This is a genomic window from Mycobacterium sp. SM1 (assembly GCF_018361265.1).
Lineage (GTDB): Bacteria > Actinomycetota > Actinomycetes > Mycobacteriales > Mycobacteriaceae > Mycobacterium.
In genome coordinates, this window is record NZ_JAFLNH010000003.1 from 193,569 (window position 1) to 219,111 (window position 25,543).

Sequence of the window (25,543 nt, forward strand, 5' to 3'; positions counted from 1 at the left end):
ATGCCCGGGTTCGGCGCCCGGTTACGCGACGCGATCGCGCGCCGCGGTCCGCTGTGTCTGGGCATCGACCCGCACCCGCAGTTGCTGCGGGCGTGGGACCTGCCGGCCACCCCCGACGGCCTGGCGGCGTTCTGCGAGACCTGCGTGCAGGCCTACTCCGGTTTTGCTGTCGTCAAGCCGCAGGTGGCGTTCTTCGAGGCTTACGGCGCCGCGGGCTACGCGGTGCTGGAGCGCACTATCGCCGCGCTGCGCGACGCCGGCGTGCTGGTGCTGGCCGATGCGAAACGCGGCGACATCGGCTCGACGATGGCGGCCTACGCGGCGGCCTGGGTCGGTGACTCGCCGCTAGCCGCCGACGCCGTCACGGCGTCGCCGTATTTGGGGTTCGGCTCGTTGCGGCCGCTATTGCAGAGCGCTGCGGCCCGCGGGCGCGGGGTGTTCGTGCTGGCGGCGACGTCTAACCCGGAGGCGGCGGCGGTGCAGCGCGCCGACGCCGGCGGCCGCACGGTGGCGCAGTCGATCGTCGACCAGGCGGCCTCGGTCAACCGGGCGGCGCGGCCCGAGCCGGGCTTCGTCGGGGTGGTCGTCGGCGCGACGCTGGTCGGCGACCCCGGCGGGTTGCCGGATGTCAGCGCCCTGGGCGGACCGGTGCTGGTACCCGGGATCGGGGCGCAGGGCGGGCGGGTTGACGGGCTCGCCGGCCTGGGCGGGGCGGCACCCGGACAGCTGTTGCCGGCGGTATCGCGCGCGGTGTTGCGCGCCGGCCCGGAAGTCAGCGCGCTGCGCGCGGCGGCCGAGCGGCTGCGTGACGCCGTCACATCCTCGCTGTTGAGCGCCGACGCGCGACCTCAGGATTGAGAGAGTTCCGGGCGCTGCGCCGGGGCGACACGCCCGACACGCCGGGAGGCTCATCATCGGCGCGGTGTTCGGGTTCGCCGGGCGCGCAGCCGCCGCCCATCCGGGTGCGCCGCCGGCGGCCGCCGCGCCCACAATGCATCCGAAAACCGTTGGCAGCCAGCATGATCCGGGTGTATACGACGGGAACGACGCTTTTGAGGCGGCGCTGGACAGGTGCGGGGCCGGCAGGCAAAACGGCGCGTTGGCAGTCCGGCACGCTGGGCCTTTGCGGCTGCAAGCAAGGGGGCGGGTTAGATTTCGTCGGATAGCGTGGGTACGGTCGTCTCCGCGGCTGGAGTACCGGCTGAGACAAACCCAGATCGATGAGACGGAGGAATCGTGGCCCTTCCCCGGTTGACCGACGAACAGCGCACGGCCGCGTTGGAAAAGGCTGCTGCCGCCCGTCGAGCGCGAGCCGAGCTCAAGGATCGACTCAAGCGTGGCGGCACTAGCCTGAAACAAGTGCTCAAGGATGCCGAGACCGACGAGGTCTTGGGCAAGATGAAGGTGTCCGCGCTGCTTGAGGCGTTGCCGAAAGTGGGCAAGGTCAAAGCGCAGGAAATCATGACCGAGCTCGAGATCGCGCCGACCCGGCGTTTGCGCGGCCTGGGCGATCGTCAGCGAAGGGCATTGCTGGAAAAGTTCGGCTCCGCCTAGCCCGGCGACGATGCGCCCCGTGGGAGCGGGGTGCGCAGGAGCCGGGCGATTCGGGCGGGCCCGGCGACGATGCGCCCCGTGGGAGCGGGGTGCGCAGGAGCCGGGCGATTCGGGCGGGCCCGGCGACGATGCGCCCCGTGGGAGCGGGGTGCGCAGGAGCCGGGCGATTCGGGCGGGCCCGGCGACGATGCGCCCCGTGGGAGCGGGGTGCGCAGGAGCCGGGCGATTCGGGCGGGCCGCAGGATTCAGGAGCGTCGGTGGGCGACGACCGGGAACCGGATGGTGAGCGTTGTCGGCGCAACGGCAGGGGACGCGTGGTGGTGCTGTGCGGCCCCTCCGCGGCCGGAAAGTCGACATTGGTCCAGTGCTTGCGGGAACGCATCCCCGACCTGCGCTTTAGCGTGTCGGTCACGACCCGGGCGCCCAGGCCGGGCGAGGTCGACGGCGTCGACTACCACTTTGTGACCCAGGCCCGGTTTCAAGAGCTGATCGAGCAGGGAGCCCTGCTGGAGTGGGCGGAGATCCACGGCGGCCTGCACCGCTCGGGCACGCTGGCCCAGCCCGTGCGTGAGGCGGCCGCGTCGGGGTGTCCGGTGCTGATCGAGGTCGACCTGGCCGGCGCGCGCGCGATCAAAAAGGCGATGCCCGAGGCCGTCACCGTGTTTGTGGCACCGCCGAGTTGGGAGGCCCTAGAGGCCAGGTTGGTCGGCCGGGGGACCGAAACGCCGGAGGCGATCCGCCGCCGGCTGGCCACCGCGCGCGCCGAGCTGGCGGCGCAGCGGGATTTCGATCACGTCATCGTGAACAACCGATTGGAGACCGCCTGCAGCGAATTGGTATCGTTGCTAGTGGGAACTGCGCCGAATACCGCGTGATGCGGTTCGTCCAGGTTCTGCCCAGGTCTTATCGCTAAGTTTTCGCTACGTTATCGTCAAATTCATCGCCGCTCGACGCCATCAGGAGATTCGCCTACGTGAGCACTTCGCAATCCGACGCCCGACTGGCCGCCGTTCCCGCCGGGGATCATCCCGACGCCGCCGGCGCGGCAGCCGCCTACGACGTCCCGCTGGGCCTCACCAACCCGCCAATCGACGAGTTGCTCGAGCGGGTGTCGAGCAAGTATGCCTTGGTGATCTTTGCGGCGAAGCGGGCCCGCCAGATCAACGACTACTACAACCAGCTCGGGGAGGGCATCCTCGAATATGTCGGCCCGCTGGTCGAGCCGGGCTTGCACGAAAAGCCGCTGACCATCGCATTACGCGAAATCCACGCCGGCCTGCTCGAGCACACCGAAGGCGAATAGCACGGTCGGGGCGGGCCTGCGATGACGCTCGGTGACAAGCGGCGCGACATCAGCCCTATGGCCACGGGGCCGAGCTGATGGAACGTAGACGCATCATCGTTGGCGTTTCCGGAGGGATCGCCGCCTACAAGGCCTGTACGGTTGTTCGACAGCTCACCGAGGCCGGTCACCGGGTGCGGGTGATTCCCACCGAATCCGCGTTGCGGTTCGTTGGCGCCGCCACCTTCGAGGCGCTGTCCGGTGAGCCGGTGTGCACGGGGGTCTTCGAGGATGTTCCGCTGGTGCCGCACGTGCATTTGGGGCAGGAGGCGGAGCTGGTGGTGGTGGCGCCGGCCACCGCCGACCTGCTGGCCCGGGCGGCGGCCGGGCGGGCCGATGATCTGCTGACCGCCACTCTGCTCACGGCGCGATGTCCGGTGCTGTTCGCGCCGGCGATGCACACCGAGATGTGGTTGCACCCGGCCACCGTCGACAACGTGGCCACGCTGCGCCGCCGCGGCGCGGTGGTGCTGGAACCGGCATCGGGCCGGCTGACCGGCACCGACAGCGGAGCGGGCCGATTGCCCGAGGCGGAGGAGATCACCACGTTTGCCCATCTGCTGCTGGAGCGGGCCGACGCGTTGCCTTATGACCTTGCGGGCTCCCGGATCCTGGTGACCGCCGGCGGCACCCGCGAGCCGATAGATCCGGTGCGCTACATCGGCAACCGCAGCTCGGGCAAGCAGGGGTATGCGGTCGCGCGGGTCGCCGCCCAGCGCGGCGCCGAGGTGACCCTGATCGCCGGACACACCGCCGGGCTCATCGACCCTGCCGGGGTCGAGGTGGTGCACGTCAGCTCGGCGCAGCAGATGCGCGACGCGGTGTCCAAGCATGCCCCGGACGCCCACGTGCTGGTCATGGCAGCCGCCGTCGCCGACTTCCGGCCGGCGCGGGTGGCGGCGGCCAAGATCAAAAAGGGTGCCGAGGCATCGCCGACGATCGAGCTTGTGCGCAACGACGACGTGCTGGCCGGGGTTGTCCGCGCGCGATCCGAGGGCCAGCTTCCCCTGATGCGCGCCATTGTCGGGTTCGCCGCCGAGACCGGCGACACCAACGGTGATGTGCTGTTCCATGCGCGCGACAAGTTACGCCGCAAGGGCTGTGACCTGCTGGTGGTCAACGCCGTCGGGGAAGGCCGGGCTTTTGAGGTGGACAGCAACGACGGCTGGTTGCTGGCGTCAGACGGCACCGAGTCGGCGCTGCAGCACGGCTCCAAGACGTTGATGGCCAGTCGTATCGTGGATGCGGTCGCCGCGTTCCTGCACCGCAGCGGCGGATAGGTGAGCAGACGTCCGTCGGCGTGTCTGTTCGGGCTCCCGGAACACCCGCAACACCGTGGGCCGGATCGGGGCAGGGCCGATATAATTTGTCTGGCTAACAATTTGGCGGGTGACGAGGGTAGGCGAGGCGGAAGGATGGCGTGGTGAGTCGGACGGGACGGCTGTTTACCAGCGAGTCAGTGACGGAGGGGCATCCCGACAAGATCTGCGATGCCATCAGCGACTCGATACTTGACGCGCTGTTGGGCCAGGATCCCGGCTCACGCGTGGCGGTCGAGACACTGGTGACCACCGGGCAGGTGCACGTCGTGGGGGAGGTGACCACGAGCGCCAAGGAGGCCTTCGCCGACATCACGACCACGGTTCGCAACCGCATCCTGGAGATCGGCTACGACTCGTCGGACAAGGGTTTCGACGGGGCGTCCTGCGGGGTGAACATCGCTATCGGCAAGCAGTCACCCGACATTGCGCAGGGCGTCGACACCGCCCACGAGGCCCGTGTCGAGGGCGTCTTGGACCCGCTGGCCACGCAGGGCGCCGGGGATCAGGGCCTGATGTTCGGCTACGCCATCAGCGACACCCCGGAGCTGATGCCGCTGCCCATCGCGCTGGCGCACCGGCTGGCCCGGCGGTTGGCCGAGGTGCGCAAGAACGGCGTGCTGCCGTATCTGCGTCCCGACGGCAAGACGCAGGTCACCATCGCCTTCGACGGCACCACCCCGGTGCGGCTGGACACCGTCGTCATCTCCACCCAGCACGCCGCCGACATCGACCTGGACGACACCTTGACTCCCGATATCCGGGAGAAGGTGCTCAACACCGTCCTGAACGATCTGGCCCATGACACCCTGGACACCTCCTCGGTGCGGTTGCTGGTCAACCCGACCGGCAAGTTCGTCGTCGGGGGGCCGATGGGTGACGCCGGGCTGACCGGCCGCAAGATCATTGTCGACACCTACGGCGGGTGGGCCCGCCACGGCGGCGGCGCCTTTTCCGGAAAGGATCCGTCCAAGGTGGACCGCTCTGCGGCGTACGCCACGCGCTGGGTGGCCAAGAACGTCGTGGCCGCCGGGCTGGCGCAGCGAGTGGAAGTTCAGGTGGCCTACGCCATCGGCAAAGCCGCCCCGGTCGGGCTGTTCGTGGAGACGTTCGGCACCGAGACCGTCGACCCGGTCAAGATCGAGCGGGCCATCGGCGAGGTGTTCGATCTGCGGCCGGGGGCGATCATCCGCGACCTGGACCTGCTGCGCCCGATCTACGCGCAGACCGCCGCCTACGGACATTTCGGCCGCGACGACCTCGACCTGCCGTGGGAGCGGCTCAACAAGGTCGATGACCTCAAAAGCGCGGTCACCTAACGACCCGGTGGTCGCCGGGGCCGAAACACCGATGCGGGACCGTCACACACCCGTCGCATCGCCGGGCTGCACGTGCAGCGCGGCGCGCAGCGCCGCCAGTCCGCGGTCCAGGGCCGCGGTGGCGGCCGGCACCACACCGGCGTAGCCGAGGTAGCCGTGCACCAACGACTCGGCGTGGTGCACCTCGACGGGCACACCGGCGGCGGCCAGCCGCTCGCCGTAGCGGATCCCGTCGTCGCGCAGCGGGTCGTGACCGGCGACGCCGATGTAGGCGGGCGGCAGGCCGGCCAGGTTCTGCGCTCGGCCCGGCGCTAGTCCGACCGGCGGATCGGACAAATCGACGTTCCCTGCGTACCACCGGGAAAACGCGGCGATGGCGTCACGGTCGAGGATGGGCGCGCCGGCGTTCTCGGTGAACGACGGCAGCGATGCATCCCACAGCGTGGCCGGATACCACAGCAGCTGGAAGGCGATCGGCGGGCCGCCGCTGTCACGGGCGCGCTGCGCGATCACCGCGGCGATGGTGCCGCCCGCCGAGTCCCCGGCCACGCCCATGCGGGCCGGGTCGGCTCCGATGCCGCGACCGTGACGTGCGACCCATTGCGTAGCGGCCCAGGCATCCTCGATCGCGGCAGGGTAGGGATGCTCGGGCGCCAGCCGGTAGTCGACGGAAACCACGATCGCCCGGGCGCCGACGGCATGCTGGCGCGCGATGCCGTCGTGGGTGTCCAAGTCGCCCACGCCGAAGCCGCCGCCGTGGAAATACAGCGCGACGGGTGATACGGATCCCGTTTCCGGCCAATAGATCCGGATCGCGAGCTCGCCGGCCGGACCGTCGAGGACGCGGTTCTCGACGCGCAGCTCGGGATGCACGGGGCGACGGGGCAGGGTGCGCAGCCGCCGCCGCGCGGCTTCGACCCCCTCGTCGGCCGCTAACCGGAACGGAACCGCGTCCAGTACCTTCAGCAGAATGGGGTCGACGCCTGGTTTCTCCTCGCTGTCCGGCATGGGACCGTCCCGCATGGGGACACCCTACGCACCGCGCCGGGCGGCACCTCGAGCGCGGTACGGGGCCGGCGGTGGCCCCGGTGTGCATGGCGGCCGGTGATCGGCTGCCAGCGATCCCATGGTTGCGGCCGCCGTTGGTGCCCGGGGTGAGCATGCCGGGCCGGCGCGGCGGCGCGACCCGGGCGGGCGAGCGGCGACGCGGACCGGCGGCCCGTCGTGACCCGGCGCCCGGCCGAGCACGAGCCGATCGCGCGGGTGCTGCCCACGCTGTCGGTACCACACCTGGATCGCGAGTTCGACTATCTGGTCGCCGCGGAGCAGTCCGACGACGCGCAGCCCGGGGTGCGGGTGCGGATCGGCTTCCATGGCCGACTGGTCGACGGGTTCGTTCTAGAGCGCCGTACCGACACCGATCACCCCGGCAAGCTGGGCTGGCTTGACCGGGTGGTCTCCGCCGAGGCGGTGCTCACCCCCGACGTCCGCCGTCTTGTCGACGCGGTCGCGGCCCGATACGCCGGAACCCGGGCTGACGTGCTGCGGCTGGCGGTACCGCCACGGCACGCCCGGGTCGAACGAGAACCCGTATCCCCCCCGAGGCTGCCTGCCGTCGCGCCGATCGACCCGGCTGGCTGGGAGGTATACGGCCGGGGCGCACAGTTTCTGGCCGCTTTGGCCGAGTCACGGGCCGCCCGCGCCGTCTGGCAGGCACTACCCGGCGAGCCGTGGCCCGAGCGCTTGGCCGAGGCCGCCGCGCAAACCATCCGCGCCGGACGCGCGGTGTTGGCGGTCGTGCCCGATCAGCGGGATGTTGATGCGCTGTGGCGGACCGCTACGGCGTGGATCGACGAGTCCAGCGTGGTGGCGCTGTCGGCCGGTCTGGGTCCCGCCGCCCGTTATCGCCGCTGGCTGGCGGTCCTGAGGGGAAACGCGCGACTGGTGATCGGCACCCGCAGCGCGGTGTTCGCGCCGGTGCGCGACCTGGGTCTGGTCATCGTCTGGGATGACGGCGACGACACCCTGGCCGAGCCGCGGGCACCGTACCCGCACGCCCGCGAGGTGGCGATGCTGCGCGCCCATCAGGTGCGCTGCGCCGCCCTGATCGGTGGCTACGCCCGCACCGCCGAAGCACACGCCCTGGTGCGTGCCGGGTGGGCGCACGACGTGGTCGCGCCGCGGCCCGTGGTGCGTGCCCGCAGCCCGCGGATCGTCGCCCTCGATGAGACCGCCGACGAGCGCGACCCGGCGGCGCGGTCCGCCAGGCTGCCCTCCGTTGCACTGCGGGCCGCGCGCGCTGCGCTGGCGGTCGGGGCCCCGGTGCTGGTGCAGGTGCCCCGGCGCGGGTACGTGCCCGCGCTGGCGTGCGGTCGCTGTCGCGCCATCGCCCGCTGCCGGCACTGCACCGGCCCGCTGTCGCTGCCCGGCGCCGGCGGTGCGGGCGCGGTCTGTCGTTGGTGCGGCCGGCTCGATTCCGCGCTGCGCTGCCCCCGCTGCGGCTCGGATACGGTCCGCGCGGTGGCGGTCGGCGCCCGGCGCACCGCAGAAGAACTCGGCCGGGGCTTTCCGGGAACCACGGTGATCACCTCCTCCGGGGACACCGTCGTGCCCGAGATCCCAGCCGGACCGGCCCTCGTGGTCGCCACCCCGGGGGCCGAACCCCGCGCCAGCGGGGGGTACGGGGCAGCGCTGCTGCTAGACACCTGGGCGCTGCTGGGCCGCCAGGACCTGCGCGCGGCGGAGGACGCGCTGCGGCGCTGGATGAACGCCGCCGCGCTGGCGCGGGCCCGCGCTGACGGTGGGACGGTGATCGTGGTGGCCGAATCGTCCCTCCCAACCGTGCAATCGCTCATCCGGTGGGACCCGATCGGTCACGCCGATGCCGAGCTAACCGCCCGCACCGAAGTCGGACTGCCACCGAGTGTGCGCATCGCCGCCGTGGACGGCACCGCCGAAGCGGTGAGCGCACTGCTGCAGGAAGCCCAACTGCCCGAGGGCACAGAGCTGCTGGGGCCGGTGGAGCTACCGCCGGGCGCCCGCCGCCCGCCGGGGACCCCCGCCGATGCGCCGGTGAGCCGGATGCTGATTCGTGTCCGTCGTGAACAGGGCCCGGCGCTGGCGGCCAGCCTGCGGCGCGCCGTCGGCGTGCTCAGCGCCCGGCAAACTCACCAGCCGGTTCGGGTGCAGATCGACCCGCTGCATATCGGGTGAGCACCCGCCGCACCGGTGGGTGCTCACGCCACCTTTCGACCCAGGAAAGCCGCGAGCACGCCTTCCTAGACTGGGCCCGTGCGCCTTGTCTTCGCCGGCACCCCCGAGACCGCGCTGCCCGCGCTGCGGCGCCTCATCGACTCGCCCCGCCACGACGTGATCGCGGTGCTGACCCGCCCGGACGCGGTATCGGGCCGCAGAGGCAAGCCGCAGCCGTCGCCGGTGGCCCGGCTGGCTCTCGAGCGCGGCATTCCGCTGCTGCGGCCCCGACGGCCCAACGCCGCGGAGTTCGTCGCCACGCTCTCGGAGCTGGCACCCGAGTGCTGCGCCGTGGTGGCCTACGGCGCGCTGCTGGGTGACCAGTTGCTCGCGATCCCCCCGCACGGGTGGATCAACCTGCACTTCTCGCTGCTGCCCGCCTGGCGCGGCGCGGCCCCGGTGCAGGCGGCCATCGCCGCGGGGGACACGGTCACCGGGGCCACGACGTTTAAGATCGAATCCGGCCTGGACTGCGGACCGGTGTACGGGGTCGTCACCGAAACGATCCGCCCGACGGACACCGCGGGCGATCTGCTTGCCCGGCTGGCGGTCTCGGGGGCCGAGCTGTTGGTATCCACGTTGGACGGCATCGCCGAGGGCAGGTTGTCCCCGCGGCCCCAGCCGGCCGAAGGGGTCAGCATGGCGCCGAAGATCACCGTCGAGCAGGCCCGGGTGCGCTGGGAGCTGCCGGCCCAGGCCGTCGAGCGGCGCATCCGCGCGGTGACACCCCACCCGGGCGCCTGGACACTGATCGGCGAGCTGAGAGTTAAACTCGGACCGGTGCGCGTCAATGGTTCTGCACCAAAACCGCTGCAGCCCGGCGAGATTCACGTCGATCGTCACAACGTGTGGATCGGCACCGGCTCGGATCCGGTGCGGTTGGGCCAAATCCAGCCTCCCGGAAAGAAATTCATGAATGCTGTCGACTGGGCCCGCGGCGCCCGGCTCGAGCCGGGCGCGCGGGCGTCATGACGGCGCGGCGCGGCGGCGCCCCCTCGCAGTCCACGCAACACGGCGGACCCAACCGGCGCGGGCCGCGCCGCCGGCCGCTGGATCCGGCACGCCGCGCCGCATTCGACGTGCTGCGGGCGGTCACCGAGCGCGACGCCTACCCGAACCTGGCGCTGCCGGCGTTGCTGCGCGAACGGGGTCTCACCGGTCGGGACGCCGCCTTCGCCACCGAGCTGACTTACGGCACCTGCCGCATCCGCGGCCTGCTCGACGCGATCATCGGCGCGGCCGCCGGCCGGGCGCCGGCGGCCATCGACCCGGTGCTGCTCGACCTGTTGCGGCTGGGCGCCTACCAGGTGCTGCGCACGAGGGTCAGCGCGCACGCCGCGGTGTCCACCACAGTCGAGCAGGCCGGACTCGAATTCGACTCGGCCAGGGCTGGTTTCGTGAATGCTGTGCTGCGGGCCATCAGCTGCCGAGACGAGGCCTCCTGGGTGGCCGAGTTAGCTCCCGACGCGGCAAGCGATCCGATCGGGCACGCCGCCTTCGTGCACGCGCACCCGCGGTGGATCGCGCAGGCCTTCGCCGATGCGCTGGGGGCGGCGGCTGGAGAACTCGACGCGGTTCTGGCCAGCAACGACGAACGACCGCACGTGCACCTGGCTGCCCGCCCGGACGTGCTGACCGCTGCGGAGCTGGCTGCCGCGGTGCACGGCACGGTGGGCCGCTATTCGCCGTACGCGGTGTACCTGCGCACCGGTGATCCCGGGCAGCTGGCCCCGGTGCGCGACGGCCAGGCCCTGGTACAGGACGAGGGTAGCCAACTTGTCGCCCGGGCGCTGACGCTGGCACCCGTCGCCGACGACGCCGGACGGTGGCTGGATCTGTGCGCCGGGCCCGGCGGCAAGACCGCGCTGCTGGCCGCGCTGGGAGCGCGCCGCGGGGCGCGGGTCACCGCGGTGGAGCCCGCCGCCCGGCGCGCCGACATGGTGGTCGCGAACACCCGTGGGCTGCCGGTCGACGTGCTGCGCGCCGATGGGCGGCGCACCGGTCTGCCGCCCGGCTTCGACCGGGTGCTGGTCGATGCGCCCTGCACCGGTTTGGGCGCGTTGCGGCGCCGGCCGGAGGCCCGATGGCGACGGCAGCCCACCGACGTCCCGGCGCTGGTCAAGCTGCAGCGCGAACTGCTGGCCGCCGCGGTTGCGCTGACCCGGCCCGGCGGCGTGGTGCTGTATGCGACCTGCTCGCCGCACCTGGCCGAAACCGTGGGCGTCGTCGCCGATGCGGTGCGTCGTCATCCGGTGTGCGCGCTGGATACCCGGCGCTTATTCGAGCCGGTCGATCAGCTGGGCGAAGGGCCCTATGCGCAACTGTGGCCGCACCGGCACGGTACCGACGCGATGTTCGCGGCCGCGCTACGGCGATGCGACGCATGAGGGCCGAAAGCCCCCAGCGCTTCTGCGCCGGTGCGCAGCGCTGGTTAGGCTGACGGCATGTCCGGTGACAACGGCCGGCCGCTGATCGCGCCATCGATCCTCTCGGCAGATTTCGCTTGCCTGGCCGACGCGGCCGCCGCGGTGGACGGCGCCGACTGGTTGCACGTGGACGTGATGGACGCCCATTTCGTGCCGAACCTGACAATCGGCCTGCCGGTAGTGGAAAGCCTTCGCGCGCACACCACTTTGCCGATGGACTGCCACCTGATGATCGACAATCCCGACCGCTGGGCGCATCGCTACGCGGAGGCCGGTGCCTACAACGTCACCTTCCACGCCGAGGCCACCGACGACCCGGTGGGAGTGGCCCGCGACATCCGGGCCGCCGGCGCCCGGGCCGGGCTGGGCATCAAGCCCCAGACACCGATCGAGCGGTATCTGGAGATCCTCCCCAACTTCGACACCCTGCTGATCATGTCGGTGGATCCCGGGTTCGGGGGCCAGACGTTCATCCCCGAAGTGCTCGAGAAGGTGCGCACCGCCCGGCGGGCCATCGATGCCTGCCGGCTGACCGTCCTGGTGGAGATCGACGGCGGCATCAACGAGAACACCGTGGCGCAGGCGGCCGAGGCGGGAGTCGACTGCTTCGTCGCCGGTACGGCCGTCTACCACACCGACGACCCCGCGGGTGCGGTCGAAAAATTACGCCGGCTGGCCGCCGCCGCGTCAGCGCACCTAGACCCATGAAAAGCCCAGAGGCCCTAAGCCACGACGCCGCCATGCGACTGGCCGTGGAGCACGCCAACATGGTCAAGGGCAGCACCTATCCCAACCCCCCGGTCGGGGCGGTCATCTTGGACCGTGACGGGCGGGTCGTCGGCGCTGGTGGCACCGAGCCGGCCGGTGGCGCACACGCCGAAGTGGTGGCGCTGCGTCGTGCCGGAGCGTTGGCCGCCGGCGGCACCGCGGTGGTCACCCTCGAGCCGTGCAACCACCACGGCAAGACGCCGCCGTGTGTGGACGCCCTGCTGGGTGCCGGTGTCGCGGCGGTGGTGTATGCCGTAGCCGATCCGAACCCGATCGCCGCCGGGGGCGCCGCCCGGCTGGCGGCGGCGGGCGTGCAGCTGGTTTCGGGGGTGCAGGCCGATCTGGTGGTGGCCGGGCCACTGCGGGAATGGCTGCACAAACAAAAGACCGGGCTGCCCCACGTGACCTGGAAGTATGCCACCAGCATCGATGGCCGCAGCGCCGCCGCGGACGGCTCCAGCCAGTGGATCGCCAGCGAAGCCGCACGCGCGGATGTGCATCGCCGTCGCGCGGCCGCCGACGCCATCATCGTGGGCACCGGCACGGTGCTCGCCGATGACCCGGCACTGACGGCCCGCTTGCCCGACGGCACCCTCGCGGATCGCCAGCCGCTGCGCGTCGTGGTAGGTAAGCGTGACATACCCTCAGAAGCCCGGGTTCTCAACGATGACTCACGCACCATGGTGATCCGCACCCACGACCCGCACGAAGTGCTCAAGGCGTTGTCGGACCGCACCGATGTCCTGCTGGAGGGCGGCCCCACACTTGCCGGCGCGTTTCTGCGCGCCGGCGCGATCGACCGGATTCTGGCCTATGTGGCGCCAATTTTGCTGGGCGGGCCGGTCACCGCGGTCGATGACGTCGGGGTCCCCAACATCGCACGGGCACTGCGCTGGCAATTCGACGGCGTCGAGCGGGTCGGCCCGGACCTGGTGCTCAGCTTGGTGCCGCGGTAAACAACTTTGGCGCAACTTTGGCGCGAGCACACGCAAAGGCACCCAAAAATCGCGAGTTTGCGGCGATTTTGCGGCTGCTCGCGGTAGGTGTCTGCGGTAGGTGTCTTGGGGCAGGTGTCCGCGGTAGGCGTTAGGCCTTCGGCCCGACGGTCTGCGGCTCGGGGATCTCGGGTTCCTCGGCGCGGGCGCGGCGGCTGCTGACGAGCAGTCCCAGCAGCGCCCCGACGACGCAGACGATGGCGGTGACCGTAAAGATGCCGCCGTACATCTGCGCGAAGGCCTGCCGGTACAACCGAGCGTGGATGGCCAACCGGACCGCCAAACTGGCATTGTCCGGTATCGATGCCGTCAAACCGGCCACGATCTGGTTGAACCGATAAAATCCCCAGGCGCTCAGTGCGGCCAGCCCGATCAGCATGCCGGTCATCCGCGCCACCACCACCGCCGCCGAGGCGATGCCGTGCTCCGCCGAGGGGACCACCCGCAGCGCGGCCGAAGACAGCGGCCCGATGACCAGGCCCAGCCCCAGGCCGGCCACCACCAGATCGGTGTCCAGCGCCGGCAGGGTGAGCAGACCGAAAACATGGTGGCGATCGGCCAGCAGGTCGACCGGCCACTTGGAGATCAGCCAGTAGCCGTAGGCCGCGATGAGCAAGCCGGCGAATGTCATCGCGCGGTCGCCGACCCGGGTGGCGATCCATCCGCCTAGCAGCGCTCCGATCGGCAGCGCGATGAGAAAGCGCAACAGCAAAATGGCCGCCTCGTCCTGGTCCATCCCCAGCACGCCCTGGCCGAACAACTCCACGTCGACCAGCGTCACCATCAGCGCCGCGCCCGCGGTCACCGACGCGCCCAGCGCCGCCAGAAACGGCCGGAAGTGCACGCCGGCCGGATCGATCAGCCGGGTGCGCGCGAAACGCTCCCAGAGCGCGAACACCACCGCCGCCGCGATCGCCGCCACCACCAGCGGCGGACCGTAGCTCGGCAGCGCCTGCTGACCATTGGGGGCGGGGTTGTACAGCCCGATCACCGCGAGGCCCAGGGTGATCGCCAGCAATACCCCACCGACCAGGTCGATCTTCGCCGGGTCGGCGCTGCGGTCCCGCGACGGCAGGCTGACTTGGATCAGCGCCATGGCGATCACGGCCAGCGGCACATTGATCCAGAACACGTACTGCCATTTGCTGAGCAGCCAGACGATGAAGATCCCGTACAGCGGGCCCAGCACGCTGCCGAGCTCCTGCGCGGCGCCGATGCCGCCGAGCACGCCGGCGCGGGTGCGTTGCGACCACAGATCGGCGCCCAGCGCCAGCGTGACCGGCAGCAACGCTCCCGCGGCCAGACCTTGGATCGTGCGCCCGACCACCAGCACGTGCAGATCGGTCGATAGCGCGGTGACCACCGAGCCCACGGCGAACGTGGCCAGGCTGGCTTGCAGCAGCAGCTTGCGGCCGAAGCGATCCGACGCCCGGCCCAGCAACGGCATGGCGGCGATGTAGCCCAGTAGGTACCAGGTGACGATCGGGGTGATCCGTTGCAGCTGGTTAATCGGTATGCCGACGGTGCTGATGATGTCGCGCATGATGGTGACCACGACATAGGTGTCCAGGGCGCCGAGCAGCACGGCAAGACTGCCGGCGCTGATCGCAACCCTGCGGCTGGCGCGCATCGGCTTAGCTCACCGGTGGTTTCGTGACCTGCACCGGCTCGCCCCAATTCGACAGGGTCATCTGGATGGAATTGCCGGGGCTTTGATCCATCGTGGCTTGCACCAGCTCATGGCTGCCGTTTTCCTGAATCCAGACGGTGGCCGGTAGCGGTTGTGTCGCGTTCAACTGCGGCGCGAGCGCATTCACTGCGTCTGCGGAGACCTTGCCGCTGATGCGAACGGTGTCCTGGCCGTTGAGGTTTGCCCGGCCCTGAGCCGTCGGGTCGATGAAGTGGACCAGCATGTTCGCCAGACCGGTGTTCGGATTCAGGATCGACGCCGGATCATAGATGTCGGCGGCCGGCCCGAAATCGCTCCATTTGTTCGGGGTGAGCGCCGCATACAAGACGGTGTTGTATACCACGAACTGAGCGTCGACATCGTTGCCCGCCAAGGTGATCGTGGCATCGCCCTTCGCCGCGGTACTGGGAGTGGTGGTGAGATCGCCGGTCAGCGTCTTGACCGGCAGGCCCTTGACCTTGCCGGTCACCGACAGCACCAGGTGCACGCTCGTGACGCCCTTGGTGGTCTGGCTGCATTCCTTGAGCAGCGTCGCCGCATCCGGCAGCGGCTTGGCGGCGTGTTTCGCGGGGCCGCAGCCGGCGAGCACGGCGGTGGTGATGCTCACGGCGGCAAGTACGGCGGGTATTCGGCCCGATATTCGGCATTTTCGGCGAGGCGTCTGCATATCGAGCATCGTAGAGGGTGCCGGCGGCCAGATCCCGGACAACGCGGCCCCGGCGGTCCGGCCGGTGGCGGGGGCCGTCCCCGCCGGTGCGATGGTTTCGGGCCGAAAGACTCATTACCCTGGTGCGATGTTCACCGGAATTGTCGAGGAACTAGGTGAGGTGACCGGCAGAGCCGACCTCGCGGATTGCGCCCGCCTCACCATCCGCGGTCCCGCCGTCACCGCTGGCGCCGGCCACGGCGATTCGATCGCCGTCAACGGGGTGTGCCTGACCGTTGCCGGCCTGCTGCCCGACGGGCAGTTCACCGCCGATGTGATGGCCGAGACGCTTCGCCGGTCCAATCTGCGCGAGCTTCAACTCGGCAGCCGGGTGAACCTGGAGCGTGCCGCGGCCGTGAATGGCCGCCTCGGCGGGCACATTGTGCAGGGTCACGTGGACGGCACCGGCACCCTTCTGGCCCGCACCCCGGCAGAGCACTGGGAGGTGCTGCGGATCGAGCTGCCCGCGGCGCTGGCGCGTTACGTCGTCGAAAAGGGATCGATCGCCGTCGACGGGATTTCGCTGACCGTTTCCGGTCTCGGCCGGGGCTGGTTCGAGGTCTCGCTGATACCCACCACCCGCGAACTGACCACCCTGGGCCGCGCCCCGGTGGGTGCGTCGGTGAACCTGGAGGTGGATGTGATCGCCAAGTATGTCGAGCGGCTGATCGGCGGGCGCGCCCCGGTCGCGGGCACCCGGCCCGCTGAGTAAGCCGAGGCAAACCACCGGTTGGCCGGTGGTTCATACTGGATGCAACACTTGAGGTCTTTGCGGGTTCTTTCAGATGGCGTTCCCGTCGCATAACGGGCTAGGTGGCAGAGATGACGAGGCTGGACTCCGTCGAGCGGGCGGTTGCCGACATCGCGGCCGGCAAGGCCGTCATCGTTATCGACGACGAGGACCGGGAGAACGAGGGCGACCTCATCTTCGCCGCCGAAAAGGCGACCCCGTCGCTGGTGGCGTTCATGGTGCGCTATACCTCGGGGTATTTGTGTGTGCCACTGGACGGCGCGATCTGTGACCGGCTGGGCCTGTTGCCCATGTACGCGGTGAACCAAGACAAACGCGGTACCGCCTACACCGTCACTGTTGATGCTAAACATGGTGTCGGCACCGGGATTTCTGCTTCAGACCGGGCGACGACAATGCGCTTGCTGGCCGATCCCGCCAGCGTCGCCGACGATTTCACCCGGCCCGGCCATGTGGTTCCGCTGCGCGCCAAGGAGGGCGGGGTATTGCGCCGCCCCGGTCACACCGAGGCGGCCGTCGACCTGGCCCGGATGGCGGGGCTGCGTCCCGCGGGCGTGCTCTGTGAGATCGTCAGCCAGAAGGACGAGGGCGCGATGGCCCAGACCGAGGAGTTGCGGGTCTTCGCCGACGAACACGGCCTGGCGCTGATCGCCATCGCCGATTTGATCGCCTACCGGCGCAAACACGAGAAGCAAGTCGAGCGGGTTGCCGAGGCCCGCATCCCGACCCGTCACGGGGAGTTCCGCGCGATCGGCTACACCAGCATTTACGACGACGTCGAGCATGTGGCCTTGGTGCGCGGTGAGATCGCCGGCCCCCACAGCGACGGGCATGACGTGCTGGTGCGGGTGCACTCCGAGTGCTTGACCGGTGACGTATTCGGATCGCGCCGATGCGATTGCGGGCCCCAGCTGGACGCCGCGATGGCGATGATCGCCAGGGAGGGCCGCGGCGTGGTGCTCTACATGCGGGGCCACGAGGGACGGGGCATCGGCCTGTTGCACAAACTGCAGGCCTACCAGCTGCAGGATGGCGGCGCCGACACCGTGGACGCCAACCTCAAGCTGGGGTTCCCGGCCGACGCGCGGGATTACGGCATCGGGGCGCAGATCCTTGTCGACCTCGGGGTTCGCTCGATGCGGCTGCTGACCAACAACCCCGCCAAACGGGTCGGGCTCGACGGCTATGGGCTGCACATCATCGAGCGGGTGCCGCTGCCGGTCCGGGCCAATGCCGAAAACATCCGCTATCTGATGACCAAACGCGACAAGCTGGGCCACGACCTGGCCGGTCTCGATGACTTTCACGAATCGGTCCATCTCACAGGGGAGTTCGGTGGCGCCTTGTGAGAGTTGGTGACATTTCCGGGGTCGCCTTATGAGTGGTGGCGCAGGTGTGCCGGAAATGCCGGCACGGGACGCTTCGGGGGTGCGGCTGGCGATCGTCGCCAGTAGCTGGCATCGGAAGATCTGTGATGCGCTGCTGGCCGGTGCCCGCAAGACGGCCGCGGAGTGGGGGATCGACAACCCGACGGTGGTGCGCGTGCTGGGCGCGATCGAGATCCCGGTGGTGGCTCAGGCGCTGGCCCGCGACCACGACGCTGTCGTCGCGCTCGGTGTCGTGATCCGCGGTGCGACACCGCATTTCGACTACGTATGTGAGGCGGTGACCCAGGGCCTGACACGGGTGTCGCTGGATGCCTCGACACCGGTCGGCAACGGCGTGCTCACGACCAACACCGAGCAGCAGGCGCTGGAGCGGGCGGGCTTGCCGACGTCGGCGGAGGACAAGGGCGCCCAGGCGACGGCCGCCGCCCTGAGCACCGCGCTCACCCTGCGTGATCTGCTCGCTCAACGGTGACCGGGACCGCTGGTGATTGGGACGTCGAAGTCCGTCCCCATTTGACACCGTATTTCGCCTACGGAGCCGCTTTCCTGATCGCGGCGGCGCACATCGTGGTGGGGTTTCTGCTCAAGAGCCAATCCACCGGGGTGATCTTCCGGACGGCCGACCAGGTGGCGATCGGCGCGCTGGGCGTCATCATCGCCGGGGTGGTGTTGCTGCTGGCGCGCCCGAGGCTGCGGGTCGGCGCCGCCGGGCTCTTGGTGCGCAACCTGCTGGGCGACCGGCTGATCCCGTGGTCGGAGGTCGTCGATGTGTCGTTTCCCGCCGGAGCCCGCTGGGCGCGAATCGACCTGCCGGGCGACGAGTACATTCCGGTGTTGGCGATCCAGGCCGTCGACAAGGATCGCGCCGTGGCCGCCATGGACACCGTGCGAGCATTGTTGGCCCGCTATCGACCGGACCCGCGTTGAGCGCTCGAGGGATGTTCGCTCCTTGCTGGCGCATGCCACGCAATTGGCCGGCCCGTTCTCGGGTGCCATCCCCACTGTGGCGGTCGGAAGCGCCATGCTGAAAGTGCTCCAACGGCGGCGCCACGACGTGCAACGCCACCCGGGTGATGTGGGGGCGCCGATGGCGGTGGCGGCAGCTCCCGGCAGGCGCTCCACGAGCTGTCCGAGCATAAAAGCGTAGCGATGCCATGACGAACTAGGGCCCAGCCAACTGCACAAGTCTCTTGCGAGCTTGGGCAGCGGGCGGGGTCGGGCCACGGCCGCTGCAGTGAGGTGAGATTTCCGATTTGCGAAGACATGCGACCGATTTGCGAAGACATGCGACGACCCACCGCAGGGTAGGTCGTCGATACGATCGCATCAGATACCATCAGATACAGGGCAGTCGAGCCGAAAGATTTTTGCCATCGCAAGCCATGATGATGGAATGCATTGGTGGATGGGCTTCTTACGGGAGGGCGGAGACGCACGGTGGTGTTTTCGTGCAGATCCCCGGCGTAAGGGCGTGAAGGATCTTGGGTAGTTGGCCGCGCAGGAGACATTTGATATGGGTGGTTGCCGGGGTATTGGTCATCGCCTGTGGCGCGAGCGCGATCTCGCTGGTGCGGCACCGCGCTTCGCGCAATGGCTGCGCCGTCGCCGAGCAGCTAGGGCGGCAGTGGATCGCTATGGCGAGATCAGTGACATCAGTCGAGGGCGGCCCAGGAGAACGCGAGGACCTGCTCGCCAGTGCCGACAAGGAATCAACGATGAGTGACACGATTCGTGCGGGGGCGGGCTCGGTTTCCACACCAACGTTGAAGGATCAATTGAGAAAGTGGGCCAGGGTGCCGCGCTGTTGGCCAGGATCCAGCGTGACTCCGCTGACCGCCCGACGCAATCGAAGCCGCAAGCTGACGAGGATGCCGATTTCTACCATGCTGCCGTGATGACCCATGAGGCCACCGAGGCCCTGCTGCACGCGTGCCCCAAGATGCCACGTCTGCGGACGGTTAACTAATTATGCTGGCTGTAAACGGATTTCGCCGCGCAATGCACTGACCTGCGCGGGAGGGGACAACTAACCTGACGGGGCCGCGCCGCCGCAGCTGCGCCGGTGCGCATCAACACGCGTCACCACAACCCCGACGTGACCGCACTAACACCCGATTGGACCGGCCTGGCGGTCGTGAGGGCCGGGGGTGCTGGTGGCGTTCACGGCAGTTGCGTCCCCAGGGATTCCGCCGCCGCGACGCCGCATAGCCAAATTCAGGTGATCGGGATTACGTTGCGCCGGGAGTGTTTTTGTGTTCTGCGGTCAGATATGCCGTAGTCATGTCGGCGATTTCGTGGGCCCACTGTTGCCAGGTAAGGCCGTCGGGCCACCACGGCGCTAACGCGGCGCGGTGCGCGCCGGCGGCGATCACGCTGCGAAACACCACCGTCAGCGCGCTGGCCGGCCTCTCGTGGCGGATTTGCTCCCGATAAGGCGCTGCGGCGTCGAAAAAACGTTGCTGCAAACCGGTCGCGATGCGCAGTCCTTGCTCGGGGGGATCCGCAGCGCGCCCACCGGCCAAGATGACCGGAATGACGCGGCCGCTTTCAGCGAAGGTTTGGCTCAATGCCGCGGTGAACGCGTGAATGACCCCGGCCAGCGAGGGTTGGGCAGTGCGCAGCGCCTTGGCCACAGCGTTTTCGAGCCGCGCCAGCAGTTCGTGCTTGACGGCCTCGATGAGTTGCTCTTTGCTTGCGAAACGCCGGTAGACGCCACCGACGGACACTCCGGCGTGCTCGGCGACCCGCGCGATGGTGAACTCGTCGAGGCCCTCGTTGACCAGGACGTGCTCGGCTGAGGCGACTAACCGTTGCAACGCGGCACGGCTGCGGGCCTGCTGAGGCGGACGCACCCCCGACTTGACCGGCCCGGGATCGACGACCGGTGCGCGTACCGCCGGGTCGGCCTGGCGCCGGTGATCGGGTCCGTCACCGGTAGCGGGCTCCGATGGTGCGCGGCGCCTCATAACCGTCTCCTAGCTTAATGCGAACAATAGCTCTGCTATGAAGCATACGGGATGCTGTTGGACACCCGTCACGAAGGCAGCGGCGGCGACACAGGGGTGATGCTTGCAGGTAGTGACGGGATTATGGTGCGCCACGGTCGGCTGTAGACGTGGGTGGGACGCTCGATTTACTATCAGAACCGGAATTCGCGTTCGTCTCACATCAGGTGGGTGTCGCCCGCGCCCCGATGCGATGTGGTCGCGTGCCGAGCCGACAACAGACAGGGGTGCCACGATGAGGACAGTGCGCCGGTACTGGTTGCCACTGCTGGTCTTGGTGGCGGTCGCATTGGGGGGGTTCGTGATTCACCGGCTGCATGGGATTTTCGGATCCGACAACGAGATCACCCGCGAAGGCTCCGGCATCGCCAACGACGCTAAGCCGTTCAACCCCAAGCGGGTGACCTATGAGGTCTTCGGACCGGCGGGCGCCGTCGCGACCATCAATTACCTCGATCTGTCGGCGAATCCGCAGAGCCTCAAGCAGGTTCGGCTGCCCTGGGCCCTCACGCTGACCACGACCTCGGCGGCGAGCATGCCGATCCTGCTGGCCCAGGGCAACGCCGGGAGCATCGGTTGTCGGATTTTCGTCGACGGCACGCTCAAGGACGAGAAGTTTGCCGAGGGGGTGGATGCTTTCACCTTCTGCCAGGTGAAGTGGGCATGACCCACCAGCTCGGCGCGCACCCGCTGCTGCCCCGTCTGATCCGGACCTTCGCGGTGCCGATCCTGCTCGGGTGGGTGGCGCTGACCGTGTCGCTCAACGTGGCCGTCCCCTCCCTGGAGCAGGTCGGCCAGCAGCAGTCGGTGTCCCTGAGCCCGGCCGATGCCCCGTCCTTTCAGGCGATGAAACACATCGGGCGCGTCTTTAAGGAATCCGACTCCGACAGCTCGGCGATGATCGTGCTGGAGGGCGACCAGCCGCTGGGAGACCAGGCCCACCGGTATTACGCCGAGCTGATCCAGAAGTTGCGGGCCGACACCGCACACATCCAGCACGTCCAGGATTTCTGGGGTGACCCGCTGACCTCGGCCGGCGCCCAAAGCAGCGATGGCAAAGCCACCTACGTGCAGCTCGCGCTCGCCGGAAACCAAGGTGAAGTCCGCGCCAACGAATCCATCGCGGCGGTGCGCCACATCATCGCCAGCACACCGCCGCCGGCCGGCGTCCACGTCTACGTCACCGGCTCCACCGCGCTGATCGCCGATCAGCACCGCGTCGGCGACAAGAGCCTGAGGATGGTCACGGCCCTCACGCTGGTGGTCATTGTGGTCAGCTTGTTCATCGTCTATCGCTCCGTCCTCACGGTGTGGCTGGTGCTGGCGATGGTGATGCTGGAAGTGATGGCCGCCCGCGGTGTGGTGGCCGCCCTCGGGCACTACCACCTGATCGGCTTGTCGACGTTCTCGGTGAACCTGCTGACCATGCTGGGCATCGCGGCGGGCACCGACTACGCGATCTTCGTGCTGGGCCGCTATCACGAGGCGCGCACCGCCGGCCAGGACCGCCACACCGCCTTCGACACGATGTATCGGGGCACCGCGCCTGTCATCCTCGGTTCGGGCCTCACGATCGCCGGCGCGACGGGTTGCCTGCGCTTCACCCGCCTGCCCTATTTCCAGACGCTGGGTGTTCCGCTGGCGATCGGCATCTTCGTGGCAGTGCTGGCGTCCCTGACCATGGCACCGGCGATGCTGGTGATCGGGAGCCGATTCGGTCGCTTTGAGCCCAAACGGGTTGCGCGCACGCGAGGTTGGCGACGGGTGGGGACCGCCGTGGTCCGCTGGCCGGGGCCGATCCTGGCGGCGGCCAGCGCGCTGGCGCTGGTGGGGCTGGTCGCGCTACCCGGCTACCGGACCAGTTACAACGACCGCAAGTTCATGCCACGCACTATTCCGGCGATCCAGGGGTTCGCCGCCGCCGACCGCCATTTCTCCCAGGCCCGGATGAATCCGGAACTCCTGATGGTCCAAACCGACCAGGATCTGCGCAATTCCGCGGACATGCTCATCATCGAGCACATCGCCCGCAACATCTTCCACACCCCCGGAGTCGCGCGGGCACAGACCATCACCCGGCCGTTGGGCACCCCGCTCGAGCACACCTCCATCCCGTTTCTGATGGGTATGCAAGGCGTGAGCCAGCAATTGACTCGGGACTACCTGCAGAGGCAGATGGACCAGATGCTCGTCATGGCGAACCAGATGAACACCATGATCAGCACCATGGAAACCATGATCGGGATCATGAAAGAGCTCACCGGCGTCACCCACAACATGGTCCGGCAGTTGCACACGATGGTCGACGAAATCAATGTGTTGCGCGACCAGATCTCTAATTTCGACGATTTCATCCGCCCGATCCGCAGCTATTTCTATTGGGAGAAGCACTGTTTCGACATCCCGGTGTGCTGGTCGCTGCGTTCGGTGTTTGACGCCCTGGATGGAATTGACACCCTCAGCGACGCGATCGGCGACTTGGTACCTCAACTGGACAAACTCGACACGCTCATGCCCGAGATGCTGAAACTGCTCACACCGATGGTCACGATGATGAAGTCGATGCACACCATGATGCTGTCGATGCACAGCTCGATGGCCGGAATACAGGACCAAGCTGCTGCGATGCAGAGCAAGGGCAATGCCATGGGCCAGGCCTTTGACACATCCAAAAACGACGACTCGTTCTATCTGCCTCCGGAGGTGTTCGACAATCCCGACTTCAAGCGGGGCATGACGATGTTCATCTCACCGGATGGAAAAGCGGTGCGCTTCATCATCTCCCACATCGGCGACCCGGCCACCGCCGAGGGCATCGCCCACGTCAACGCGATCCGCAACGCCGCCTTCGAAGCCATCAAAGGCACCCCGCTGGAAAACGCCCGCATCTACATCGCCGGCACCGCGGCCACCGCCAAAGACATGAAAGAAGGAGCCACCTACGACCTGTTGATCGCCGGAACCGGAGCACTGATTTTGATCTTCATCGTCATGCTGGTCTTAACCCGCGCCGTCATCGCCGCGGCCGTCATCGTCGGCACCGTGCTGCTGTCTTTGGGCACCTCGTTCGGGCTGTCGGTGCTGCTGTGGCAGTACATCGTGGGCGTCCAACTGCACTGGATGATCCTGGCCATGTCGGTGATCATCCTGCTGGCGGTCGGATCCGACTACAACCTGCTGCTGGTATCGCGCTTCAAAGAAGAACTCCACGCCGGCATCAAGACCGGCATCATCCGATCCATGGCCGGCACCGGCGCCGTCGTCACCTCAGCCGGCTTGGTGTTCGCCTTCACCATGATCTCCTTCAGTGCCAGCGCCCTGCTCATCCTCGCGCAGGTCGGCACCACGATCGGTATGGGCCTGCTGTTCGACACCTTGGTGGTGCGGTCGTTCATGACACCGTCGATCGCCGTGCTGCTGGGCCGCTGGTTCTGGTGGCCCCAACGCGTGCGCAACAGACCACTGCGAAACGCCATCGTCTCCGAAAAGCCGAGAAGTTCGGCTCTCCCGACGTAGATGTGGGTCGGGGAACGGGTGGTATGGGAACCGCACGGACGGTGATGTGACCACGCCGGCCTGCGCCGATCACCCCGCCGCGACGTGCTCCGGGCAGTCCATTGCGGCCTCGCTTGCGCTCAGATTCCGCCGGAGGAGTGCGCAGCGATGCGGCAGCGGGCTGCCGGGGGCGGCGTTCGGCCGGTAGTGGATGCAGCCGGCGCATGGGGCGGCGACGACCAGGCGGCCATCGCGGACGAAGACCCCGACGAGGGCCCCGAGCCCCGCCTCGATCTGCTCGAGGGCAGCGGGCTCGAGGTCCGCGAGGGCCGCCTCGAGGTCGGCGGTGAGGCGCTCCAGGCGGTCGTAGAGGTCGCGGCCCGCCGCGGTGAGGGCGAGGATCGAGCGCCGCCGATCGTATGGGTGTGTCCGGCGAACGAGGAGCCCGCGCTCGACGAGCGGCGCGACGATGCCGATCGCGGTCGGCGAGCGCACGCCAAGGACGCGGGCGAGCTGACCGGGCGTCGCCATGTCCGGCCGTATCCGGGCGGCGAAGCGGAGCGCCTCGGCCTGGGCCGGCGTGAGGCCGAGCTCACCGGTGGCCGAGCGGAGTTCACCGGCGACGAGACGGGAGAGGCGCAGGAGAGCGGCGACGACACCGGCCCGTCGTTCGGCTCGGTGGTCTCGTGGCATGCGCATCTCCAGTGTGGGTTGACGACGGATACATCGGGTCCCTACCATTCTGAACTATAGGGATCCTACCTATCTATCTAGCCGGGCGGCCCTTGACACGGAGGTGAACCATGGCCACGACCGCCGTCCCCGGGTACCGAATGGGAGACCCGACGTTGCCTGGCCCGGCGACGAGCCAGGAGGAGCTGGCGAACATCGAAGCGGTGCTCCTCTTGACCGACGACGACAAGACCGCCCTTCGCGAGGCGAAGGCGATCCTCGCCCCCCGCGTCGAGGAGCTCCTTGACGTCTGGTACGGCTTCGTCGGGAGCCACGACTTCCTCCTCGGCTACTTCTCGACACCGGTGGGGCCGAACGACGCCTACCTCGCCCGGGTGCGGGCTCGGTTCGGCCAGTGGGTCCTCGACACCTGCGACGCCGACTTCGGTCCGGCCTGGGTCGCCTACGCCGAGGAGGTCGGCCGGCGCCACGCGGCCGGCAAGAACGCGACCGACGGGGTTACCGGGGCACCGGAGGTCGTCCACCTCCGATACGTCGTCGCCCTCACGTACCCGATCTACGCGACCGTCCGCCCGTTCCTCGAGGATGGCGCCCGGGATCCGGCCCACCTGGAGCGGATGCACCAGGCCTGGCTGAAGGCAGTCCTGCTCAACGTCGTTCTCTGGAGCCGGGCGTACGTGCGGGACGGCTGGTTCTAGAGCATGTCGCACAACTCGGGTGAGTGTTGGGCACCGCCCTTCTCGGGCGTTTGTTGGTTCAGGCCGCGGGTGCGGTGTGAACGTCGGTTCCCGGGTCATCCGGGCTGGTTTCATCAACACGCGGGTGTTGGCCAGAGAGGTC

At 68.8% G+C, this 25,543-nt stretch carries 24 protein-coding genes; 19 read left to right on the forward strand and 5 right to left on the reverse strand.

The genetic code is table 11. From position 1 onward, the window contains the following. From pyrF to metK, 6 genes are all read left to right on the forward strand, one after another. Window positions 1-858 carry an orotidine-5'-phosphate decarboxylase gene (gene pyrF, locus MSM1_RS14115; protein ID WP_213443316.1) on the forward strand — a complete coding sequence of 286 codons (858 nt, stop codon included), beginning with the start codon at window positions 1-3 and terminating at the stop codon, window positions 856-858. A gap of 378 nt (window positions 859-1,236) precedes the next feature. Next, a complete protein-coding gene (mihF, locus tag MSM1_RS14120) occupies window positions 1,237-1,554 on the forward strand; it encodes an integration host factor, actinobacterial type (RefSeq protein ID WP_213443319.1) in 318 nt (105 codons plus the stop codon). A 257-nt stretch (window positions 1,555-1,811) separates the two neighbouring features. Continuing rightward, a complete protein-coding gene (gene gmk, locus MSM1_RS14125; RefSeq protein WP_307857398.1) occupies window positions 1,812-2,429 on the forward strand; it encodes a guanylate kinase in 618 nt (205 codons plus the stop codon). A 98-nt stretch (window positions 2,430-2,527) separates the two neighbouring features. Beyond that, the gene (gene rpoZ / locus MSM1_RS14130; RefSeq protein ID WP_213443321.1) at window positions 2,528-2,857 is read left to right on the forward strand and encodes a DNA-directed RNA polymerase subunit omega; all 330 of its coding nucleotides are present in this window, start codon (window positions 2,528-2,530) and stop codon (window positions 2,855-2,857) included. A 77-nt stretch (window positions 2,858-2,934) separates the two neighbouring features. Then, on the forward strand, window positions 2,935-4,176 hold the full coding sequence (coaBC, locus tag MSM1_RS14135; protein WP_374101725.1) for a bifunctional phosphopantothenoylcysteine decarboxylase/phosphopantothenate--cysteine ligase CoaBC: 1,242 nt from the start codon (window positions 2,935-2,937) through the stop codon (window positions 4,174-4,176). 143 nt (window positions 4,177-4,319) lie between these two features. Further along, on the forward strand, window positions 4,320-5,534 hold the full coding sequence (gene metK, locus MSM1_RS14140; RefSeq protein WP_213443323.1) for a methionine adenosyltransferase: 1,215 nt from the start codon (window positions 4,320-4,322) through the stop codon (window positions 5,532-5,534). Between the two features lie 42 nt (window positions 5,535-5,576). Here the strand turns inward: metK and MSM1_RS14145 are convergent, their stop codons facing one another. Further along, a complete protein-coding gene (locus MSM1_RS14145) occupies window positions 5,577-6,542 on the reverse strand; it encodes an alpha/beta hydrolase (protein WP_213444445.1) in 966 nt (321 codons plus the stop codon). 216 nt (window positions 6,543-6,758) lie between these two features. On the opposite strand from MSM1_RS14145, the gene MSM1_RS14150 reads away from it, so the two are divergent. From MSM1_RS14150 to ribD, 5 genes are all read left to right on the forward strand, one after another. After that, entirely contained in the window at window positions 6,759-8,747 is a 1,989-nt protein-coding gene (locus MSM1_RS14150) for a primosomal protein N' (RefSeq protein WP_213443326.1), read from the forward strand. Window positions 8,748-8,825: 78 nt separating this feature from the next. Next, on the forward strand, window positions 8,826-9,758 hold the full coding sequence (gene fmt / locus MSM1_RS14155; protein ID WP_213443328.1) for a methionyl-tRNA formyltransferase: 933 nt from the start codon (window positions 8,826-8,828) through the stop codon (window positions 9,756-9,758). Beyond that, window positions 9,755-11,173: an RsmB/NOP family class I SAM-dependent RNA methyltransferase gene (locus tag MSM1_RS14160; RefSeq protein WP_213443330.1), complete on the forward strand. Its 1,419-nt coding sequence runs from the start codon at window positions 9,755-9,757 to the stop codon at window positions 11,171-11,173. The genes fmt and MSM1_RS14160 overlap by 4 nt, the downstream gene beginning before the upstream one ends. 57 nt (window positions 11,174-11,230) lie before the next feature. Further along, a complete protein-coding gene (rpe, locus tag MSM1_RS14165) occupies window positions 11,231-11,920 on the forward strand; it encodes a ribulose-phosphate 3-epimerase (protein WP_213443333.1) in 690 nt (229 codons plus the stop codon). Further along, on the forward strand, window positions 11,917-12,936 hold the full coding sequence (gene ribD, locus MSM1_RS14170; RefSeq protein ID WP_213443335.1) for a bifunctional diaminohydroxyphosphoribosylaminopyrimidine deaminase/5-amino-6-(5-phosphoribosylamino)uracil reductase RibD: 1,020 nt from the start codon (window positions 11,917-11,919) through the stop codon (window positions 12,934-12,936). Before rpe ends, ribD begins: the two co-directional genes overlap by 4 nt. A gap of 130 nt (window positions 12,937-13,066) precedes the next feature. Here the strand turns inward: ribD and MSM1_RS14175 are convergent, their stop codons facing one another. Both MSM1_RS14175 and MSM1_RS14180 read right to left on the reverse strand, forming a co-directional pair. After that, the gene (locus MSM1_RS14175) at window positions 13,067-14,605 is read right to left on the reverse strand and encodes an MFS transporter (protein WP_213443337.1); all 1,539 of its coding nucleotides are present in this window, start codon (window positions 14,603-14,605) and stop codon (window positions 13,067-13,069) included. A gap of 4 nt (window positions 14,606-14,609) precedes the next feature. Then, window positions 14,610-15,332 (reverse strand): LppX_LprAFG lipoprotein, encoded by a 723-nt coding sequence (locus MSM1_RS14180; RefSeq protein WP_213444447.1) that lies wholly within the window; start codon window positions 15,330-15,332, stop codon window positions 14,610-14,612. Window positions 15,333-15,459: 127 nt separating this feature from the next. Between MSM1_RS14180 and MSM1_RS14185 the strand changes: the two genes are divergently transcribed. From MSM1_RS14185 to MSM1_RS14205, 5 genes are all read left to right on the forward strand, one after another. After that, window positions 15,460-16,083, forward strand: coding sequence for a riboflavin synthase (locus MSM1_RS14185; protein WP_213443340.1), 624 nt, complete (start codon window positions 15,460-15,462; stop codon window positions 16,081-16,083). A gap of 110 nt (window positions 16,084-16,193) precedes the next feature. After that, the gene (locus tag MSM1_RS14190; RefSeq protein WP_213443342.1) at window positions 16,194-17,471 is read left to right on the forward strand and encodes a bifunctional 3,4-dihydroxy-2-butanone-4-phosphate synthase/GTP cyclohydrolase II; all 1,278 of its coding nucleotides are present in this window, start codon (window positions 16,194-16,196) and stop codon (window positions 17,469-17,471) included. A gap of 28 nt (window positions 17,472-17,499) precedes the next feature. Next, the gene (ribH, locus tag MSM1_RS14195) at window positions 17,500-17,982 is read left to right on the forward strand and encodes a 6,7-dimethyl-8-ribityllumazine synthase (protein ID WP_213443344.1); all 483 of its coding nucleotides are present in this window, start codon (window positions 17,500-17,502) and stop codon (window positions 17,980-17,982) included. Next, window positions 17,979-18,437: a PH domain-containing protein gene (locus MSM1_RS14200; protein ID WP_213443346.1), complete on the forward strand. Its 459-nt coding sequence runs from the start codon at window positions 17,979-17,981 to the stop codon at window positions 18,435-18,437. The genes ribH and MSM1_RS14200 overlap by 4 nt, the downstream gene beginning before the upstream one ends. 590 nt (window positions 18,438-19,027) lie before the next feature. After that, window positions 19,028-19,405 (forward strand): hypothetical protein, encoded by a 378-nt coding sequence (locus MSM1_RS14205; protein WP_213443348.1) that lies wholly within the window; start codon window positions 19,028-19,030, stop codon window positions 19,403-19,405. A gap of 333 nt (window positions 19,406-19,738) precedes the next feature. On the opposite strand, the gene MSM1_RS14210 is transcribed toward MSM1_RS14205, so the two are convergent. After that, entirely contained in the window at window positions 19,739-20,476 is a 738-nt protein-coding gene (locus MSM1_RS14210) for a TetR/AcrR family transcriptional regulator (RefSeq protein WP_213443350.1), read from the reverse strand. A gap of 274 nt (window positions 20,477-20,750) precedes the next feature. Between MSM1_RS14210 and MSM1_RS14215 the strand changes: the two genes are divergently transcribed. Together MSM1_RS14215 and MSM1_RS14220 are read left to right on the forward strand one after the other, a co-directional pair. Further along, complete coding sequence (locus tag MSM1_RS14215) at window positions 20,751-21,182, forward strand: MmpS family transport accessory protein (protein ID WP_213443352.1); 432 nt, start codon at window positions 20,751-20,753, stop codon at window positions 21,180-21,182. After that, the gene (locus MSM1_RS14220) at window positions 21,179-24,031 is read left to right on the forward strand and encodes an RND family transporter (protein ID WP_213443354.1); all 2,853 of its coding nucleotides are present in this window, start codon (window positions 21,179-21,181) and stop codon (window positions 24,029-24,031) included. The genes MSM1_RS14215 and MSM1_RS14220 overlap by 4 nt, the downstream gene beginning before the upstream one ends. Before the next feature lie 69 nt (window positions 24,032-24,100). On the opposite strand, the gene MSM1_RS23005 is transcribed toward MSM1_RS14220, so the two are convergent. Next, window positions 24,101-24,751, reverse strand: a complete 651-nt coding sequence (locus tag MSM1_RS23005; RefSeq protein WP_374101726.1) for a MarR family winged helix-turn-helix transcriptional regulator — start codon at window positions 24,749-24,751, stop codon at window positions 24,101-24,103. A 62-nt stretch (window positions 24,752-24,813) separates the two neighbouring features. On the opposite strand from MSM1_RS23005, the gene MSM1_RS14230 reads away from it, so the two are divergent. Continuing rightward, entirely contained in the window at window positions 24,814-25,401 is a 588-nt protein-coding gene (locus MSM1_RS14230) for a protoglobin domain-containing protein (RefSeq protein WP_213443358.1), read from the forward strand. Window positions 25,402-25,543: the final 142 nt, after the last annotated feature.